General features: G+C 59.9%; 13 protein-coding genes and 1 pseudogene. 9 read left to right on the plus strand and 5 right to left on the minus strand.

Annotated features, from left to right (window positions below):
- Positions 1 to 294 precede the first annotated feature (294 nt).
- The 7 genes and pseudogenes from CGZ66_RS24270 to CGZ66_RS24305 all read left to right on the plus strand — a co-directional run bounded on the left by CGZ66_RS24270 (position 295) and on the right by CGZ66_RS24305 (position 8,227).
- Positions 295 to 1,750: pseudogene (locus tag CGZ66_RS24270) on the plus strand (ISKra4 family transposase).
- 278 nt (positions 1,751 to 2,028) lie between these two features.
- On the plus strand, positions 2,029 to 3,081 hold the full coding sequence (locus CGZ66_RS24280) for an ABC transporter substrate-binding protein (protein WP_095088739.1): 1,053 nt from the start codon (positions 2,029 to 2,031) through the stop codon (positions 3,079 to 3,081).
- A 31-nt stretch (positions 3,082 to 3,112) separates the two neighbouring features.
- Positions 3,113 to 3,994, plus strand: coding sequence for an ABC transporter permease (locus tag CGZ66_RS24285; protein WP_095088741.1), 882 nt, complete (start codon positions 3,113 to 3,115; stop codon positions 3,992 to 3,994).
- Positions 3,970 to 4,716, plus strand: a complete 747-nt coding sequence (locus CGZ66_RS24290) for an ABC transporter ATP-binding protein (protein ID WP_095088743.1) — start codon at positions 3,970 to 3,972, stop codon at positions 4,714 to 4,716. Before CGZ66_RS24285 ends, CGZ66_RS24290 begins: the two co-directional genes overlap by 25 nt.
- Positions 4,717 to 4,764: 48 nt before the next feature.
- Positions 4,765 to 6,111: an LLM class flavin-dependent oxidoreductase gene (locus tag CGZ66_RS24295; RefSeq protein WP_095088745.1), complete on the plus strand. Its 1,347-nt coding sequence runs from the start codon at positions 4,765 to 4,767 to the stop codon at positions 6,109 to 6,111.
- A gap of 821 nt (positions 6,112 to 6,932) precedes the next feature.
- Entirely contained in the window at positions 6,933 to 7,808 is an 876-nt protein-coding gene (locus CGZ66_RS24300; RefSeq protein WP_143748829.1) for a hypothetical protein, read from the plus strand.
- Positions 7,805 to 8,227, plus strand: a complete 423-nt coding sequence (locus CGZ66_RS24305; RefSeq protein ID WP_095088751.1) for a hypothetical protein — start codon at positions 7,805 to 7,807, stop codon at positions 8,225 to 8,227. Before CGZ66_RS24300 ends, CGZ66_RS24305 begins: the two co-directional genes overlap by 4 nt.
- Before the next feature lie 38 nt (positions 8,228 to 8,265).
- On the opposite strand, the gene CGZ66_RS24310 is transcribed toward CGZ66_RS24305, so the two are convergent.
- The 5 genes from CGZ66_RS24310 to CGZ66_RS24330 all read right to left on the minus strand — a co-directional run bounded on the left by CGZ66_RS24310 (position 8,266) and on the right by CGZ66_RS24330 (position 15,023).
- Positions 8,266 to 9,765 carry an amidohydrolase family protein gene (locus CGZ66_RS24310; protein WP_167392230.1) on the minus strand — a complete coding sequence of 500 codons (1,500 nt, stop codon included), beginning with the start codon at positions 9,763 to 9,765 and terminating at the stop codon, positions 8,266 to 8,268.
- 226 nt (positions 9,766 to 9,991) lie between these two features.
- Positions 9,992 to 11,011: a sugar ABC transporter substrate-binding protein gene (locus CGZ66_RS24315; RefSeq protein ID WP_095088756.1), complete on the minus strand. Its 1,020-nt coding sequence runs from the start codon at positions 11,009 to 11,011 to the stop codon at positions 9,992 to 9,994.
- Positions 11,012 to 11,052: 41 nt separating this feature from the next.
- On the minus strand, positions 11,053 to 12,042 hold the full coding sequence (locus tag CGZ66_RS24320) for an ABC transporter permease (protein ID WP_095088758.1): 990 nt from the start codon (positions 12,040 to 12,042) through the stop codon (positions 11,053 to 11,055).
- Entirely contained in the window at positions 12,039 to 13,604 is a 1,566-nt protein-coding gene (locus CGZ66_RS24325; protein ID WP_167392231.1) for a sugar ABC transporter ATP-binding protein, read from the minus strand. The genes CGZ66_RS24320 and CGZ66_RS24325 overlap by 4 nt, the downstream gene beginning before the upstream one ends.
- Before the next feature lie 387 nt (positions 13,605 to 13,991).
- Entirely contained in the window at positions 13,992 to 15,023 is a 1,032-nt protein-coding gene (locus CGZ66_RS24330; protein ID WP_095088762.1) for a LacI family DNA-binding transcriptional regulator, read from the minus strand.
- A gap of 344 nt (positions 15,024 to 15,367) precedes the next feature.
- Here CGZ66_RS24330 and CGZ66_RS24335 point away from each other — a divergent pair, with 344 nt between their 5' ends.
- Together CGZ66_RS24335 and CGZ66_RS24340 are read left to right on the plus strand one after the other, a co-directional pair.
- Positions 15,368 to 16,336, plus strand: coding sequence for an NAD(P)-dependent oxidoreductase (locus CGZ66_RS24335; protein ID WP_095088764.1), 969 nt, complete (start codon positions 15,368 to 15,370; stop codon positions 16,334 to 16,336).
- A gap of 143 nt (positions 16,337 to 16,479) precedes the next feature.
- The gene (locus CGZ66_RS24340; protein ID WP_095088766.1) at positions 16,480 to 17,778 is read left to right on the plus strand and encodes a M24 family metallopeptidase; all 1,299 of its coding nucleotides are present in this window, start codon (positions 16,480 to 16,482) and stop codon (positions 17,776 to 17,778) included.
- Positions 17,779 to 17,786: the final 8 nt, after the last annotated feature.

Here is a 17,786-nt window from a genome sequence, read left to right on the forward strand (position 1 = left end):
CTTCTCCTGGCCCCCTCCCTGGCCATTGGGCGTCTTCACCGAGATGTAGTAGCTGTCGTGCTGCAGTTCACCGTGCGACCGTCATGAAGCCTGACCGTCGTCTTGCGAACATCCCGGTTGCCGCTCGTGGGAGCGCTCGTCTCGACGCTGTCGCTGGCCCGCTCAAGCCCGGCAAGCACCTGATCGCGCTTCTGTTGGTGCTCCCGCGCGAGAGACCGGTAATTTCTCTGGGGTTGAGCACGGATTGTTAGGCCCGAGCAGTTCATCACCGTCGCTTTGTTCGGAGAAGCAACGATGGCGGTGGAGTGGACAATTACAATCGAGGGAAAGAGCGAGTTCGGCGACGTTTGTCGTCGGGAGGTCCGGGTCGACAAGAGCTGGGAGCGCCTGTTCGACGGCGAAATCGGCCTGTCGATCGAAGTCGGCAAGAAGATCATGACGGCGCTGCAGAGCGCGGTCGTAAACCAGGAGGTGAATGCCTATGCTCTGTTTCGGCGGGTTTGCCCGGACTGCCACATGTTCCGGCCGGTCAAAGACTATACGGCGCGCCGGATCCGAACTGTGTTCGGCACGGTGGAGGTGCGCAATCCCCGCTGGATGCTGTGTGGGGATTGCCATCCAGGGATGGTCGTTGCTTTCGCGCCACTGAAGGAAATCTGCCCGGATCGGGCGACGCCCGAGCTGATGGAACTGACGGCGCGGCTGGGAAGCATGATGCCGTACCGGCAGGCCGCCAGAGTGCTAACCGAATTTCTGCCCATTGAGCCTACCGAGACGCATGCGACCGTGCGCAAGCGCACCATCAGGATCGGTGAACGGCTGGACGAGCAGGTTGCAGAGGAAGAACGGCGCGCAAGGGCGCAAGCTGATGATCGACGCCAGCTCGAAATGGAGCTTCCCGGCGATCGGCGCAAAGAGTTTATCATCAGCATCGACACAGCGCATGTGCGCAGCGCCGATCCCAATGCAGCGCGAAACTTCGAACTCGTTGTAGCCAGATGCGGTCGCGGCGGTCGAGGCGAACCCGGTGGCCGCTATTTCGTGACCAGCAGCACCGACCAAACCGCAATCCGAGATCGAACGCTCCACGCGCTTCAGCAAGAAGGATATTGCGGCTTTGGCGACGTCACCGTGATCTCGGATGGCGCCGAAATCCTGAAGCGCCTGCCCCGCGCCATGCCAAGGCCGACCACCCATATGATCGACTGGTTCCACATCGCCATGAAGCTCCAACCAATGCAGCAGATCGCCGACCACATGGTTCGATCTCGCGGACGGTGCCAGGCCCCTTCCAACCATCCACAGGGACGTCAGAGCCGTGAAGTGGCGCCTGTGGCATGGGCGCGTCGATCGCGCGATCCGCGACCTGGAGCAACTCTTGGAGAGAGTGAAGGATTCGCAAGGAGACAGCGAGTTCTCGATCGCACGGCTTCATAGCCTCGGCTCGCAGCTCCTGAACTATGTCAGATCGAACCGCGGCGCGATCGTCAACTATGGCAAGCGATACCGAGCTGGGCTTCGTGTCGCCACCAGCCTCGCCGAGTCAGCAGTGAATTCGCTTGTCGGCAAACGCATGGTCAAGAAGCAGCAGATGCGCTGGCCTCTCCACGGTGCGCACATGCTCATGCAGGTCAGGACGGCGGAGATCAATGGCGAACTTCGCGGTCGGCTGCGGGCACCGTTCCGACAGCCAGAACCGAACGTGCCTCCATTATTCAAGCCCAAACCGCCCCTTCTGCGCGCCGCCTAACCCCAGAGAAGTTACCGGTCCCAATCGTCGCGACATGGGGCGCAAATCTTTCGTCGACCGCGTCTGGGCATGGAAGGCCGAGTCGGGCGGGACTATCACCCGCCAGTTGCGACGTCTTGGCGTGTCGAGCGACGCATGCCCCCAAATGGGCATCGGAGGCGAACAGCGTTTCCCTCCGGCGGCAAAGAACAGCATCCGATACTTTATCGTCTACAAAATTGATAGACATAATAAACCGCGAAAATTGGAAGCCATTTCCAAATTGGAGCAAGACGAGGATGTTAGCTGTGGAGAGATTTTCGAGAAGAAGGTTTGGCGCCCTCGTGGCCGCTTTTGCGGTGACCTTGGTCGCTTCTTCCCCGCCTTTCGGGGCTCAGGCGGGTAGTTCGGACGCGGGTAAACTACCGACCGAAATCCCGGAGGGCACCGTGCTTCGCATCGGCGATCCCGAGACGCAAAGGGCGCTGGAACTCTCGGGTCTGATCGATCAACTGCCGTTCAAGGTCGAATGGGCCAATATCAGCGGCGGTCCACAGACAATCGAAGCTTTTCGCGCCAATGCGTTGGACGTCGGATCGGTCGCCGACATTCCGCCCATCCACGCGACCTGGACCGGGCTCAAGGTCAAGATCATAGCCGCGAAGTTCCGCAAGGATCCGGTTGCGCACCCGATTTATCAACTCGGCATTGCACCCGGCGTCGAGGTCAGGACGCTCGCGGACTTGCGCGGCAAACGGATTGCTTTCAGCCCCGGCCAGGCGCAGGGCGCGCTGGTGCTGAGGGTGCTGCAGGCCGCCGGCCTGAAAAAGGAGGACGTCAATCTCATCGAACTGCCCAGCAACGGCGATGCCTATCCGGTGGCACTTGCCAGCAAGCAAGTCGATGTCGCGCCGATCTGGGGCGTCCTCATCAAGCACTATCTGCACCAGTATGGTGCCGACGGCGCTACCACCATCCCGCATGGCTTGCGCGACGATCCAGCCCATCTCTATGCGCCACAGTCGGTGCTGGACGACCCGGCCAAAGCTGCCGCGCTCGGCGAGTATGTGCGCTACTGGGCACTTGCGACCCGATGGGTGGAGGAGCATCCGAAAGAGTGGATCGAAGGCTACTATGTCGCCACGCAGGGGCTCAACAGCGAAGATGGCCAGTATCTCGTCGACGCCGACGGCCAGTTCGACATCCCGCCCGACTGGAACGACGTGATCGCGCGCCAGCAGGCGACGATCGATCTCCTGGCTCGGGAACTGAACAGGCCCCCGATCAAGGCCGAGGATCTTTTCGACAGGCGCTTCGAGAAGATCGCCACAAATGCGCTGAACGCGTTATGACGCCCGTTTCTAAAGACTGGAGACGACGCAGATGAACGCATTCTCACACCCCGCCGCGGTTGCGCCCACCATTGGGTATGCATCTGATGAAAGGGCGTTGATCCCGCCCGCCGTAAAGCCCCGCAAGACCGGGACGAGGCGTCGCCTGGCGCTTGGGCGTGCGATCCCGTTTGGCGCGCTGGTTGGGCCCGCACTTCTTCTTGTGGTCTGGTCCATCGGCAGTGTCGCCGGCCTGATCGATCCAAGGACGCTGCCGGCGCCTTGGTCGGTTGTCGGCACCGCCGTCGATCTTATCGCAGAAGGCAAGCTTCAGGGTCATCTGATGACGTCTGCCTGGCGGGCGGCGCAGGGGCTGGTGTTCGGCGTACTGATCGGGACCGTGCTTGCCCTCATTTCAGGGTTGTCCCGGCTTGGCGAGGCGATCATCGACGGCCCTGTTCAGATCAAGCGGGCGATACCGACGCTCGCCCTGATCCCGTTGCTGATGCTGTGGTTCGGCATCGGAGAGGGCATGAAAGTGACGACGATCGCGCTGGCTGTCCTGATCCCTATCTATATCCAGACCCACAGCAGCTTGCGCAGCATAGACAGCCGCTATGTCGAATTGGCCCAGACCCTGCGAATGGGCTATGGCGAATTCATCCGCGAGGTCATCCTGCCAGGCGCCCTGCCCGGCTTCTTCCTGGGCCTGCGTTTCGCGGTGACCTATGCTTGGCTGTCCCTGGTGGTGGTCGAACAGGTCAATGCCACGAGCGGCATCGGCTATATGATCGATCTCGCACGCAACTACGGCCAGACCGACATCGTCATCGTCGGCCTCGTCCTCTACGCGCTGCTCGGTCTCGCCTCAGACGGCATCGTCAGCTTCTTCCAGGAAAGGTCGCTGTCATGGCGTCGCACCTTGGCGGATTGAGCGGCGCACCCGTCGTGCGGGTCGAGAGCCTTATCAGAAGCTTCGGGCCACGAACCATTCTCGACGGGCTCAGTCTCGACATCGACAAGGGGGAGTTCGTCGCCCTTCTCGGCCGTAGCGGATCGGGCAAGAGTACGTTGCTGCGCGCGCTCGCGGATCTCGATGACAAAGTTTCCGGGTCCGGCCGGCTCGAAACGCCCGATAAGAAATCGGTGGTGTTCCAGGATGCCCGACTGCTGCCATGGAAACGAGTGCTGGAGAATGTGATTCTTGGTCTCGACCTACCGGACGCCGCCAAACGCGGACGGGCTGCTCTCGAAGAAGTTGGCCTGGGCGGCCGTGAGAACGCTTGGCCGGTCGAGCTCTCTGGTGGCGAGCAGCAGCGGGTGGCATTGGCGCGCTCGCTGGTCCGTGATCCCGAACTGCTGCTAGCGGACGAGCCGTTCGGCGCACTCGACGCGCTGACCCGCCTGCGCATGCACGATCTGCTGCGTCAGCTTTGTGCCCGTCACCAACCGGCGGTCCTATTGGTCACCCATGACGTTGACGAAGCTGTGACGCTGGCGGACCGGGTTTTGGTTCTCGACAAGGGCGGGATCGTCGCCGACATCGCAATCGATATCCCAACGCCACGCGATCATGGCGATCGCCGGTTCGGCGAGATTCGCTCCGAACTTCTGCGTCATCTCGGCGTCGAGACGAAGCCTGTGCTGCCGGTCTGACCGGTCGAAAACCTGTCGCTCAGAGTCACCACCCAAGAGGACCCCCATATGCCCGCCGAATCACGACAGTTGAAGCTCAATCTTTTCATCTATCCTGGCGGCCATCATGAAGCCGGCTGGCGCTACAAGGATTCCGCCCCTGAGAGAATGCTGGACATCGCTTATTATCAGGAACTGGCGAAAAAGGCCGAGGCGAGCAAGTTCGACGCGCTGTTCTTTGCCGATGGGCCGGCGCTCGCAGACAACATCCGTTACGCAAGCCGCTTCAGGCTGGAGCCGCTGACCTGGATTTCGGCGCTTGCCGCCGTGACGCAACGCATCGGCTTCATCGCGACCGCCTCGACCACCTACAACGAACCCTATAACCTCGCCCGGCTGTTCGCTTCGGTCGATCATCTGAGCGGCGGCCGCGCCGGTTGGAACATCGTCACGACGGGCGATGCGTCCGCGGCGCTGAATTTCGGCTTTGACCGACATCCAACCCATGCCGACCGTTACGAGCGCGCCGGCGAATTCGTTGATGTGGTGACCAAGCTCTGGGACAGTTGGGAGGACGACGCGCTCGTCTCGGACCGGGACTCTGGAATTTTTGCCGACACTGACAAGATCCACTCAATCAATCACATCGGCAAATATCATCGGGTGAAGGGTCCGCTCACGCTTCCGCGCTCACCACAGGGGCGTCCGGTCTACGTCCAGGCGGGTTCATCGGAAGACGGACGATCATTCGCAAGCCGCTATGCCGAGGCGATATTTACAGCCCATCAGACACTCGGCAACGCGCAGGAATTTTACGCTGACATCAAAGCGCGCGTGAAGTCGGTTGGCCGCAACCCTGATCACGTCAAGGTCTTACCCGGCATCAGTCCCTTCATCGGTTCAACCGAGGCGGCAGCTCGGGCACTGTATGACGAGTTCAATGAGCTGACGCAGCCGGAATACTCTCTTCACCAGCTACGCCGCATCGTAGACGCCGACCTTTCCGGCTACGATCTGGACGGGCCATTTCCGCGCGAGCTCATCCGCGTTGAGGGCGAGCGCGGCGCGAGCAGCCGCTTCCACGTCGTACTCGACATCATTGAGCGCGAGAATCCAACCATCCGCCAGTTGCTGCACCGCCTCGCCGGGGCGCGCGGGCATTGGGTCCAGGCCGGGACACCCGAACAGATCGCCGACAAAATCCAGGAATGGTTCGACAATGGTGCCGCGGACGGCTTCAATATCATGCCGCCCTATCTACAGGGCGGGTTCGACATATTCGCCGAGGAGGTGGTGCCTATCTTGCGCAGGCGCGGACTTTTCCGGCACGATTATGACGGGGCAACGCTACGGGACCATTTCGGTCTGCCGCGTCCGCAAAACACATTCAGCGGACTGCAAAGGGCGACCGCTTGATGCATCATGAAGATCGAAGACCTGCTGTTCCCTTTTTTCAGGATTCGCTGAGAAATCTTCAGCTTAAACCCGATTATTGTGGTCCATCTGTCATATTTTCCAAGGCCACTGCACGGTAGAGTAACAGCAACGTAGGTAAGACGGCGCAGACCGTCATGTTCTTTACAAGAGGCAAATCTCCCGAGGGATCGTCAACATGATCCGGCGGTCGGAAGGATCCGCCGGCTGAAAGAGGTCGGTGCCAAATGAAGCGGTCAGGAGATGGATTGGATGATCAACGCCAGGCATCTGCACGGATTACCTCCCCAAAATGGCGAGCCGGTCACGGAATTGAGCCACCCTCGCGAGCTTTTCGAGGCAGTGGAGGCTTCGCTGTCTGCTGTCCGCAGGGCGAAGCGCGCAGCAGATGAGAACCTGCGGCGAGTGCACGGAGCGCCGGATAGCGTGCGAAGAGCACATCCGGCATCGCAACAACTGTGCGAGGCCTGCTTTCAGCCATCCGTTGGCGACGGCCTCCGCGTTACGTCAGCCGGTCTCCGGTCAAACATACCCTCATCGAGCCCTCAAAATGGAGCGCTGCTAACTGGGAAAAGGGACGGCAACGGCTGTTTCGATGCTTCGTCATTATCCGGAGAGGTTAGCGCCGCGGCCCGTGTTGAGCGCCGAGCGTCGGATCAACTTGATTTTGTCGGGCATCCAATACCTCGTCGTCCCAGGTGCACTCAGCAAAGCACGCGATATCGTTCCTTTGCGATTCGTCGACTAGAGGATCTATGCGTCAGCAGACAATTGAGAATTTGCATTTAATTTGAGATTCGCGCTTGGCTCGCTGCGAGACCGGTAATTTCTCTGGGGTCGAATACGGGTTGTTAGGCCCAAGCAGTCCATCACCGTCGCTTCTTCAAGGAGGCAGCGATGGGACGCGCAAAATCAGAACTGTTTTCGGCACCGTGAAGGTTCGCAATCCCCGTTGGATGCTCTGCCGGGATTGCCATCCTGGCATGGTCGCTGCCTTCGCACCACTCAACGAGATCTGCCCTGATCGAGCCACGCCTGAACTGATTGAACTCACGGCACGATTGGGAAGCATGATGCCGTATCGGCAGGCAGCGAAGGTGCTTGGCGAATTTCTGCCCATTGAACCCACCGAGACGTACGTGACCGTGCGCAAGCGGACCATCAGGATCGGTGAACGGCTCGATGAACAGATCGCGAAGGAAGAAAGGCGCGCGCGAGCTCAAAGGCACGATCGAAGCCAGCTTGAAATGCAGCTTCCCGGCGACCGACGCAAAGAGTTCGTCATCAGCATCGATACGGCACATGTTCGCAGCGCCGATCCCAATTCCGCGCGAAACTTCGAGCTCGTTGTAGCTCGATGCGGCCGCGGCGGTCGGGGTGATGTCGGTGGCCGCTACCTCGTGACCAGCAACACCGACCAGGCTGCAATCCGGGATCGAGCCCTCCACGCACTTCAGCAAGAAGGCTATTGCGGCTTTGGCAACGTCACCGTGATCTCGGACGGCGCCGAAATCCTGAAGCGGCTGCCCCGCGCCATGCCGAAGCCGACAGCCCACATCATCGACTGGTTCCACATTGCCATGAAGATCCAGCCCATGCAGCAGATCGCCGATCACATCGTTCCCAGTCCGACCCTTTTGAAGTGCTTCCAACCATCGACAGGGACATCAGAGCCGTGAAGTGGCGTCTCTGGCACGGGCGGGTCGATGGCGCGATCCGCGACCTGGAGCAACTCCTGGCGAGACTGAAAGACTCGCAAAGGGACGGCGAGTTCTCGATTGCACGGCTTTATAGCCTCGCCTCGCAGCTCATCCATTCAAATCGCGGCGCGATCGTCAACTATGGAAAGCGCTATCGGGCTGGGCTTCGCGTTGCCTCCGCTCTGGCCGAGTCGGCGGTGAATTCACTCGTCGGCAAGCGGATGGTCAAAAAGCAGCAGATGCGCAGGTCCTCCTACGGGGCCCACATGCTCATGCAAGTCCGGACGGCGGAGATCAATTGCGAACTTCGCGATCGGTTGCGGGCACCCTTCCGACAGCCAGAGCCAAACGTGCCCCCATTATTCAAGCCCAAACCACCCCTTCTGCGCGCCGCGTAACCCCAGAGAAATTACCGGTCTCACACGCTCTCGGCTCTCTAGGCCCCTAGTCTATAGCAGGTCGGACGCGGTTTCATTTTTGACTGCGAGTACAAGTAGTCAGCGCTCGCCTCGGCCGCACGCGTAATCGCGGCGAGATCGACATCCAGTACGCCATGACGCTTCATGATCTTGCCGGCAATCACGACGGTGTCCACGTCCGCTGGAGTTGCATTCATGACCACGAGCGCAGTCGGGTTGTGAAGCGGGAAGAGACCTACACGCTTGTAGGACAGAAGGACGATATCAGCCTGCATCCCTGCGGCAAGCATCCCCGTCTTTCCTGACAGACCCGCCGCGGCTGCGCCTCGCAGGGTGGCAAACTCCAGGATATCACGGGTCGTTAGCCGTGATTCAGTCTTCTCGCCCGAATGGTCGAGCATCTGTTGCGATATTTGGCCGCGATGAGTGCCAAGGGTGATTCGCAACGCACCGAGGATGTCGCAGGAATTCACGCTCGGCACGTCAGTCGAGATGCTCGGTCGGATTCCATTGGCCAGCAGCCGCGACAGCGGGTTGGCGCCGCACCCGAGGTGCATTTCCGATTCAACGGAGATCGACACGGTCCCGCCGGTGTCCGCAATCATCTTGTATTCGTCGCTCTTCAACGAATTGCAGTGGACATGGGTAATGTCAGGACCCAAAAGCCCTGCCTCGTGAAGCTGGCCGACAGAATAGGAGTAGGACCCGTTCGAGCCAACATGCACCGTGATCGGCAGCCCCAGCTCCCTGGCCGCCTTGAAGTCGTCCATCCAAACTTCCCGGGATGAGTAGTCTGGGCCACGTGCGGCTATCGCCATGGTGACCAGCCCGCCGGCGCCTGAGAAGTACTGATCTCGCACCCGTCTCGCATCGATCGTATCGAGGCGATGCGTATTTGGAAATTCGTAGCCCGCGTTACTATTTCCATACCCAAAGACTGCACGAATGCCTGAATCTTTGAGCGCAAGCACCGAGGCGTCAGCGTGCGCCGGAGTGTTCATCAGATGCGCCCAGTCGACAAGCGTTGTTGTGCCGGAATCGATGCCCTCAAGCGCGCCGAGCAAGGTTGCGATGTAAAGGTCTTCCGGTCGGTATACGCGCCCGATCACGCCGCGCATGAAGCCAAAATAGTCGGACAGCAGCCAATCCGGTCCGAGCGTATGGACCGTGGACTGCCAGGTGTGGCGGTGCGTATCGACCATACCTGGAACGACGATCATACCCGTAGCGTCAATGACGAAAGCGTCGGTGGCGTCGATCTTATGATCGATGTCAACAATACGATCCCCATCGATCAGAATGTCGCCGGGGGCGAAGTCACGATGGTCATCAGCCATTGTGACGACGGTACCGCCGCGGATCAGAATCCGCTGGCCTTTCCCGGGCTTTGGTTCCGCCACGCCTGCCGGGTTTGTGGCACGCAACCTCGACAGGCCCGGCGCGCCGTTTGTCGCGGCGATAGGTGCCGCCGCAACAGTGTGTTGGTGCAACTGAAAATGGGGGTTCCAGTGGCTCATGCACGAACAAGCCCGGGGGTTGAACACAGGTGGAGCCGGTAGATTGCCCCGATGAGGTGCCGCGTGACTGTCAATGTGAAGGCTCATTGCCGATCCCCTGCCTCGAGATACCTATACTGTTCCTAGCAATCGCCGATGGCCACCTTGGAGCGGCGAGCGCGCAAACTGTTGCGCGCCGCCTGCTCGTGCTGCCTATCGACGCTTTGACCTCATTCAATGAGGACCTTCATGGACGGCCGCACTTGGTGGCCATGGCACTTGCCAGTGTCGTCTCATCAGGCGTCCAAGATGGAGATTCGGCAATATTGTCCTTGGTGACGGTGACGTATGGAACAAGACAGACCTTGTCGGAGTCCGCCAGTGGCTTTCCGTTGAGAGTGTCATCGAGAATCCGGGTCGCAATGATCCCCTCAACCACTGGCGACCAGGCAGATGTAGCGACAAGCGTGCCCTGCTTGATGAGTGTGATGCCCTCGGGCGAACCGTTCTGGCTTACAATTGTGATCTCCGACGCCTTATCGCCAATGGCCTGGATGGCACCTGCCGCCATAGGCTCGTTCATCACGAACAGTCCTTTCAGGTCGGGCGTTTTGGTGACGATGTCCTGTGCTGCCTTGAATGCCTTTTGGCGATCCCAGAGACCATCGACAACGCTGACAATCCTGCTGTCATCCCGGAGGCCGCGCTTGAAACCCTCCAGCATCTCTTCAGCGTCGCCACGGCCGAGCGCACCGGTTATCACGCCCACGCCCCCAGCAGGGAGAGCCTTGGCGAGGGCAGCACCTGCCGCTTCACCAGTCTTGGAATAGTTGACATGGACGAAGCCGGCCGCCTCCGCGCGCAAGTCCGGAGAGTATCCGTAGAGGACCACGACGGGGATTCCAGCTTCTTTCAACAAGGCCAAGTTGGACGCGGAGCTTTGAGCCGTCGAAGGTTCGAGCACCACGCCGGCAACCTTCTTTGTGATGGCATCCTGAACATTCGCGCGCTCGGTTGCTGGATCGAAGTTCGAGACAAGAACGAGCGTGCTTGCACCGAAGCTCTTGGCGGCAAGCTTCACACCATCGGCGGTCCCGTCATAGTAAGGGTTGCTGTAGGTCTGTATGTACGCGACGGTCTTTCCGGTCAAAGGTCCGTCTGCCGAGCTTGCAGGTTGCACGAACACAAATGCCGCAAGTGCTAGGCCAACACCGCTTCGCCCGACAAGATTCTTCCTGATCGCCCCGTACTTTGTCTCCACATTCATGATTTTCCTCCCTGTTTGATCTTACGGTTGGCTGAGATTGCTTATTTTGCGTCTCGCTGCGCCATGACTGCGGTGACAATGACGAGACCCTGGAGCACGTACTGCCAGTTGGGGCTGATCGACATTAGGTTGAGAGCATTGCTGATCAACCCGAGCAACAGGACGCCAAGCAGAGTTCCGATCATGTCGCCCTTGCCGCCCGCCAACGTGGTTCCGCCGACGGCGACGGCGGCAATGGCGCTGAGCTCTTGCCCTGCCCCCATGGTGGCTCCAGCCGAACCGATCTGGCTCACCAGCAAGATCGAACCAATGCCGACAAGCAGACCGTTGAGCGTGTAAATGCCGATCTTAACGGTTCTAATGCGGACACCGGCGAGGTGAGCGGCTGACTCGGAGCCGCCGATGGCATAGAGCCAACGGCCCAACTTTGTGGCGCGCAAAAGGATGTGGCAAAAAAGGGCAACAAGCGCGAAAACGACAACCGCGATCGGTAGTCCGAGAAATTTCAACCTGCCCCAGGTGATAAACTCGTTCGGCAACCCGTACAGGGGCGTCTGTGAAACGAGAAGCGCCAGTCCCTGCAGCAGTGTAAGAACGCCAAGTGTGATAACGAAGGGGTGGATGGGGGAGTAAGAGGCCAGCGTGCCATTGACCGCACCAACTGCCGCTGCAACCGCAAGACATGCCACGATTGCCAGCCAGATCGGGGCGCCTTGCAGCATCACGAAAGCCAGCACCATCCCCGACAGCGAAAGGCTGGAACCGATCGACAAATCCATGCCGCGCGAGACCATTAACAGCGTGGTACCGCTAGCCAAAACGCCGAGCACCGCGACCTGAGACGCGACATTGACAAAATTGTGAACGGTCAGGAATACCGATGACTGGGTGGCTGTGATTGCGATCAGCAGCAGGATGACCGAGGCGAGCGCGATCCGAGAACGATAGACGCGTACCGTTCGGCCAAGGGCAGGTAGCCGGGGCTTCACGTTGGTGCGGGCGCCGACCGCATTTTCAGGGTTACTTGTCATGCTACCGGCTCATCCATGCTGACCGGCAAAGTGGTTCCCATGGCCAGCTCTAGCACCCGCTGCTCCGTCACCTCTGCGCCGGTAAGTTCACCGGCAATGCGCCCCTGGCGCAGCACAAGCACACGATTGGCGACTTGGGTGAGTTCTTCCAGGTCACTTGAAATCACCAAGACCGCGCAGTCGTCACCCGCGAGCGCGCCGATTGTCTGCAAGATCTCCTCCTTAGCGCCGATGTCGACGCCCTGCCCTGGCTCATCGAAGATCATCAGGCGAGCCTTCGTGTGGAGCCAACGCGCAATTGCGACCTTCTGCTGATTCCCTCCCGACAGGGTGGAGACAGGGAACCCAGGCAGGGCCGACCTTATCTTGAGGCGTTTGACCCACGCCATGGCGGTCCTTTGTTCCTCGCCGAGCCGGATGAAACCGCAATATGGCGTCGCGGGCATCCGGGTGAGCGTCACGTTCTGAGCGACAGTCATTTGCTGTAGCAGGCTCTCCGTCTTGCGATCCTCGGGGACTAGCCCTACGCCTAGAGTGATTGCCTCGGCCGGGCTGGCGGGGTGGTAGGGCTTGCCAAAAAGGAACATCTCGCCACTGTCTGGCTGCTCCGCACCGAAGATGACCCGCGCGAGCCGGGACCTGCCGGAGCCGACCAGACCTGTCAGCCCCACGATCTCGCCGGCGCGAAGGTCTAGATTGATCCCGAAAAGTCGCCGACCTTGCCCGAGGGCCCGCGCAGAGAAGACGACATCGCCCAGTTTCAACTGGGTTGGCCTGGCCAAGGCGACATGCCGGCCGATCATCGCCTCGACGAGTGTCTGCGGCGTCATGCTGTTAGACGGGGCAGTTAGAACCGCCCGCCCTTCGCGCATGACGGTAACGCGATCCGACAGCGCGAGCGTTTCGTGCAAGTGATGCGAGATGTAGACGACAGCGACGCCTTTGCTGGAAAGATCCCGGACAAGCTCTAGAAGTCTGATGGTCTCCGCTGCTCCCAGCACGGCGGTCGGTTCATCCATGATGATGAGCCGCGCGCCGCGATAGAGTGCCTTTGCTATCTCGACCAGTTGCTGCGCAGCAGGCGAGAGTTGCGACAATGGCGTCATCGGCGAAACATTGAGGCCCACACGCCGAAGCACGTCCTCGACATCGTGCTGCTGATGATCCGGCGTCAAGAACAGGCCGGCGATGGTCCGCTCTCGACCTAGCACAATGTTTTCCACGACGGTGAGGTTAGGCGCCAGGCTGCGCTCCTGAAAAATCGTCGCAAGCCCGAGCTGCTGGACCCGACGTGGCGTCAAAGATTCGCCATGCCACCCGCCAACAGTGATGGTGCCGGAGTCGGGCTTCAGTGCTCCTGAGAGAATCTTGACGAGGGTGGATTTGCCGGCCCCGTTTGCCCCCACGAGTCCATGCACCTCCCCTGGAAGTACCTGCAACTCCATCTGATCGAGAGCTTGGGTTGCGCCGAAGTGCCGGCAAATGCCGGTGGCCGACAGAGCGATTCCGGCTGCTTGCGGAAGAAAGCCGTTGAACTGAGCAGCGTGCTGGTTGCTCGTCATTGCCGGCTTCACCCGATTTTTTGATGAGGGGAACAGGAGGCGGTGGAGACACTGCGAGACGGATGGATGACCATCATGGCGTGGCAATCGAGCGGGACGTGTTTGATTGCAGACGTTAGGATCGCGCGCGGCCGTATCGTGCTCATCGTCTCCTCCCACTGCAGGCCGGTCTGGTCGCCAGGCTCTGCAAACGTTTGCAACGTAGCCGAAAGAAAATGGGCAGTCAACCACAACTGTCGCAGGGATTTTCCGTGACCGGCTCGGCAGCAAGGTTCTCGTCCGGGCGTCAAAACGCCATGCTTCAGCTTGCCATCCCCCACGGGCAGGACATATGAGCGCAGTCATAGGCAACCATTACCGTGGAAAACCGATAAGGCGCAGGAAGGCTTATCTTCCGTCCAAAACCCTCGCCGTCGAACTGCGGATCACCAATTCGACGGGCAAGACTACGACTTGAGCCGGCGATTCCCCATTCATAAGCTTCTGCAACATCGATCCAGCTTCAAATCCCATCCTGTATTGCTGAATCCTTATGGTCGTAAGAGGGGGATCAATTCGATCAACCATCGGCATGTCGTTGTATCCGGTCACAGATACATCTTTGGGGCAGATAAGATTTCGGCGGCTCAGGGCCGCCAAGGCGCCAACCGCAAGACGGTCGTTTGCACAAAGGATAGCAGTAAACGTGTGGCCTGCCGCGATGAGTTCCTCGACGCAATGTTCGCCCGCAGACTCGTTGTATGCCTGGGCGAACGCCACCAGGCTTTCGTCGCTATCCAGGTTCAACGATGACCTGGATTGCACGAATGCTGCGTAGCGCTCTGCGCCAGTCGACAGGGTCTGCGGGCCGGCGATCATCGCAATCCGCCGGTGGCCCAATGACACCAAGTGGGTGAGCGCGCGCCGAACACCTTCGGATTCGTCGTGTACGATCGAATGGACGGAATCACGGTCCGGTCTGCGATTTACAGTCACGATCGGGATGCTTTCCGAGGCAGCCAGATCAAACACATCGTCTTTGCGCTCGACGCTCGCCAGGATCAATCCATCAATACCTCGGCCAACGAGAGTATCAAGAAGAGTGCGCTCTCGCTCGTTATCGCCATCAGTGTTCCCTACGATCGCCAGATATCCTGCCGTGGAAAGCGAATCTTCTATGCCTCGGATCATCGGGGGAAAGATGGCGTTGGTGATGTCGGGAACAATGACGCCGACGGTCTTCGTACGATTCGTTTTCAGTGAGTAGGCGGCCGCATGCCGCCGGTAGTCCATTTGTCGACTTGCCCTGATGACCTGTTCGACGACGTCCGAATTAATCAGATGCCGGGTGTTGGGACCAAGGGCACGTGAAACGGTGGACACATGGACACCTACGGCCTCGGCCACTTCACGCAGCGTGATGCGCTTCTTCGTCGTCATGATGCAACCGCCATACAAAAATTGAAGGACTCAATGGACACCAAGGGTCTATCGCGATTTAGGCAAAAAAGTAGCTGCATGCGAATTCAAGCCTTCAGGGGCCTCGCTCCACACAGCCATAATGCGCGCCTCGTCCTCCTGTTGGTAGCGACCGCAGCTTTCTTTAGGAGGCATCGTCACTTTTTAGCACTTCCGATTTGACGCTGGGAAATTACGCGTGCTATATCATGCAAACGTTTGCAGACAAGAAGGCAAACTGACCATCGCCCGTGGCGCCCAATTGTCCGCTCGACGTTCTTTTACAAAGGCCACTCGATGAAACAACAGTTAGCGGAGCGCGCATCATGACAGAATTGAGGATCGGATGGATCGGCCTTGGCCGAATGGGCTATCCGATGGCGGAGCGGTTGTTGAAGGCAGGGCATTGCGTCCAGATTTGGAACCGCACGCGCTCCAAGGCAGAGCCTTTGGTCGATCTGGGGGCAACACTAAAAGACTCGCCCCGTGAACTCGCAGGCTGCGACGTTCTGTTTACGATGGTCTCAACCGGGGCGGATGTCGAGCAGGTCTACTTTGGCCAAGACGGGGTCCTTAGCGGTACCGCCATGCCAAAGATTTTCGTTGACTGCTCGTCAATCGGGGTCGAGGAATCGGCCGACCTCCGTCGACGCCTAGGGGCACGTGGCGCCCAACTCATCGCTTCGCCCGTGAGCGGCAATGCTAAATGCGTGCGGGCCGGCAAGCTGAGCGCCGTTGTGTCGGGCCCGAGGCCCGCCTTCGATCAGGTCGAGAACCTTATTGCAGCTTTTGCCGTGCGGGGCGTGTCCTATGTGGGGGACGGCGAACTCGCGCGCTTCTGCAAGATCGCACACAATGTCTTTCTTGGCGTCGTCATACAGAACCTCGCTGAAATCACCATTCTTTGTCAGAAGGCCGGCGTGCCTCGGAGTGCGTTTCTCAACTTCATGAACGACTCGGTGATGGGTTCGACCTTCACCCGGTACAAATCGGATGCTCTCGTCAATCTCGACTGGACGACCACCTTCAGTCCGGCGCTGTTGCGCAAGGATCTTGATCTGGGGCTCGCGGCCGGACGCGTGCTCGACGTACCCATGCCCGTCACTGCAATCACTCGCGAGGCGTTCCAGATGCATTTCGGCGCCGCGAACCTGCAGCTCGATCCTAAGGACTATCTTGGCAAAGACTTCGCGGCTGTACTGGAGACCGTTGCGCTTGCTTCTGGGGTCAAATTGAAGAGCGAGGGGGTGCCTATACCTACGGGACTGGAGGTTCCCGAGAGCGTCGGTCAATAGGAGCCTGCCGAGTTGTCCCGTTCCTGCCGAGAACGGCTAGGGGGCGGGACAAGGGTTTGTCTGGAAAGGCGCGGCTCGTGTAGCGACGCAATCAAGCATAGTGCGCAATACCACGCGCGCCGAGGCTTCAATGGAGAGAGAAAATGTCCAGCGCCCTCAACCCTCGCATCCTGCAACCCGGCGATATCGATCCGAACTGGCGTTGGGACCGGCACCTGCCGGCCTTAGGCCATACCGCCGTGGACTTCGAACGTCGGGTCGACCACGATCGGCTGCGGCGCTATCGGCTAAGCCGCGCCAAGACGGCCCTCAACAAGTCCGGCTGCGGTGCGCTGCTGCTCTTTGACGTCAACAACATCCGATACGTCAGCGGCACCAAGATCGGCGAGTGGGAGCGCGACAAGATGTGCCGCTTCGCGCTTCTTGCCGGCGACGAGGAGCCCTATGTCTGGGACTTCGGCTCGGCTGCCGTTCATCATAGAGAGTACTGTGACTGGCTCGACCCTGAGCGCTGCCGGGCTGGCGTCGTTGGCATGCGGGGTACGATCCCGCCGTCCTTCGGCCTGATGAAGCACTACGCCGAAGAGATCTTCAACTTGCTGAAGATGGCCGGTGTCGCCGACATGCCGGTCGGTGTCGACTACGCGGAGACCGCGATGTTCTTCGCGCTTCAGGAAGCCGGCCTCAAGGTCGTCGACGGCCAGCAGGTCATGCTGTCCGCACGCGAGATCAAGAACGTTGACGAGATCCATCTCCTCAACCAGGCGGCAAGCATGGTCGACGGCGTCTACCACATGATCTGGGAGGAACTGAAGCCTGGTATCCGCGAGAACGACATCGTCGCGATGGCCAACAAGATGCTCTACGAAATGGGCTCGGACGACGTCGAGGCCATCAACGCCATCGCCGGTGAGCGCTGCAATCCGCACCCGCACAATTTCACCGACCGTTACTTCCGCCCCGGCGACCAAGCCTTCTTCGACATCTTGCAGAGCTATCAGGGATACCGCACCTGCTATTATCGCACGTTCAACATCGGCCGGGCTACGCCGGCGCAGAACGATGCCTATATCAAGGCCCGCGAGTGGCTGGACGCGGCCATCGCGCTGATCAAGCCGGGCGTCACCACCGACGTAGTCGCCAAGGTCTGGCCGACCGCCGAGAGCCTTGGCTTCCCCAACGAGCTGGCCGCCTTTGGGCTCCAGTTCGGACACGGCTTAGGTCTGGCGCTGCACGAGCGGCCGATCATCAGCCGTGCCGTCAGCCTCGATCACCCAATGGAAATCGAGACCGGGATGGTCTTTGCGCTCGAAACCTACTGCCCCGCGGCGGACGGCTATTCAGCGGCCCGCATCGAGGAAGAGGTGGTCGTTACCGACAAGGGCTGCGAGGTTATCAGCCTGTTCCCCGCCGAAACCCTGCCGATCGCCAATCGGTACTGAGACGGCAA

It is taken from the genome of Mesorhizobium sophorae (assembly GCF_002270415.1).
Lineage (GTDB): Bacteria > Pseudomonadota > Alphaproteobacteria > Rhizobiales > Rhizobiaceae > Mesorhizobium > Mesorhizobium sophorae.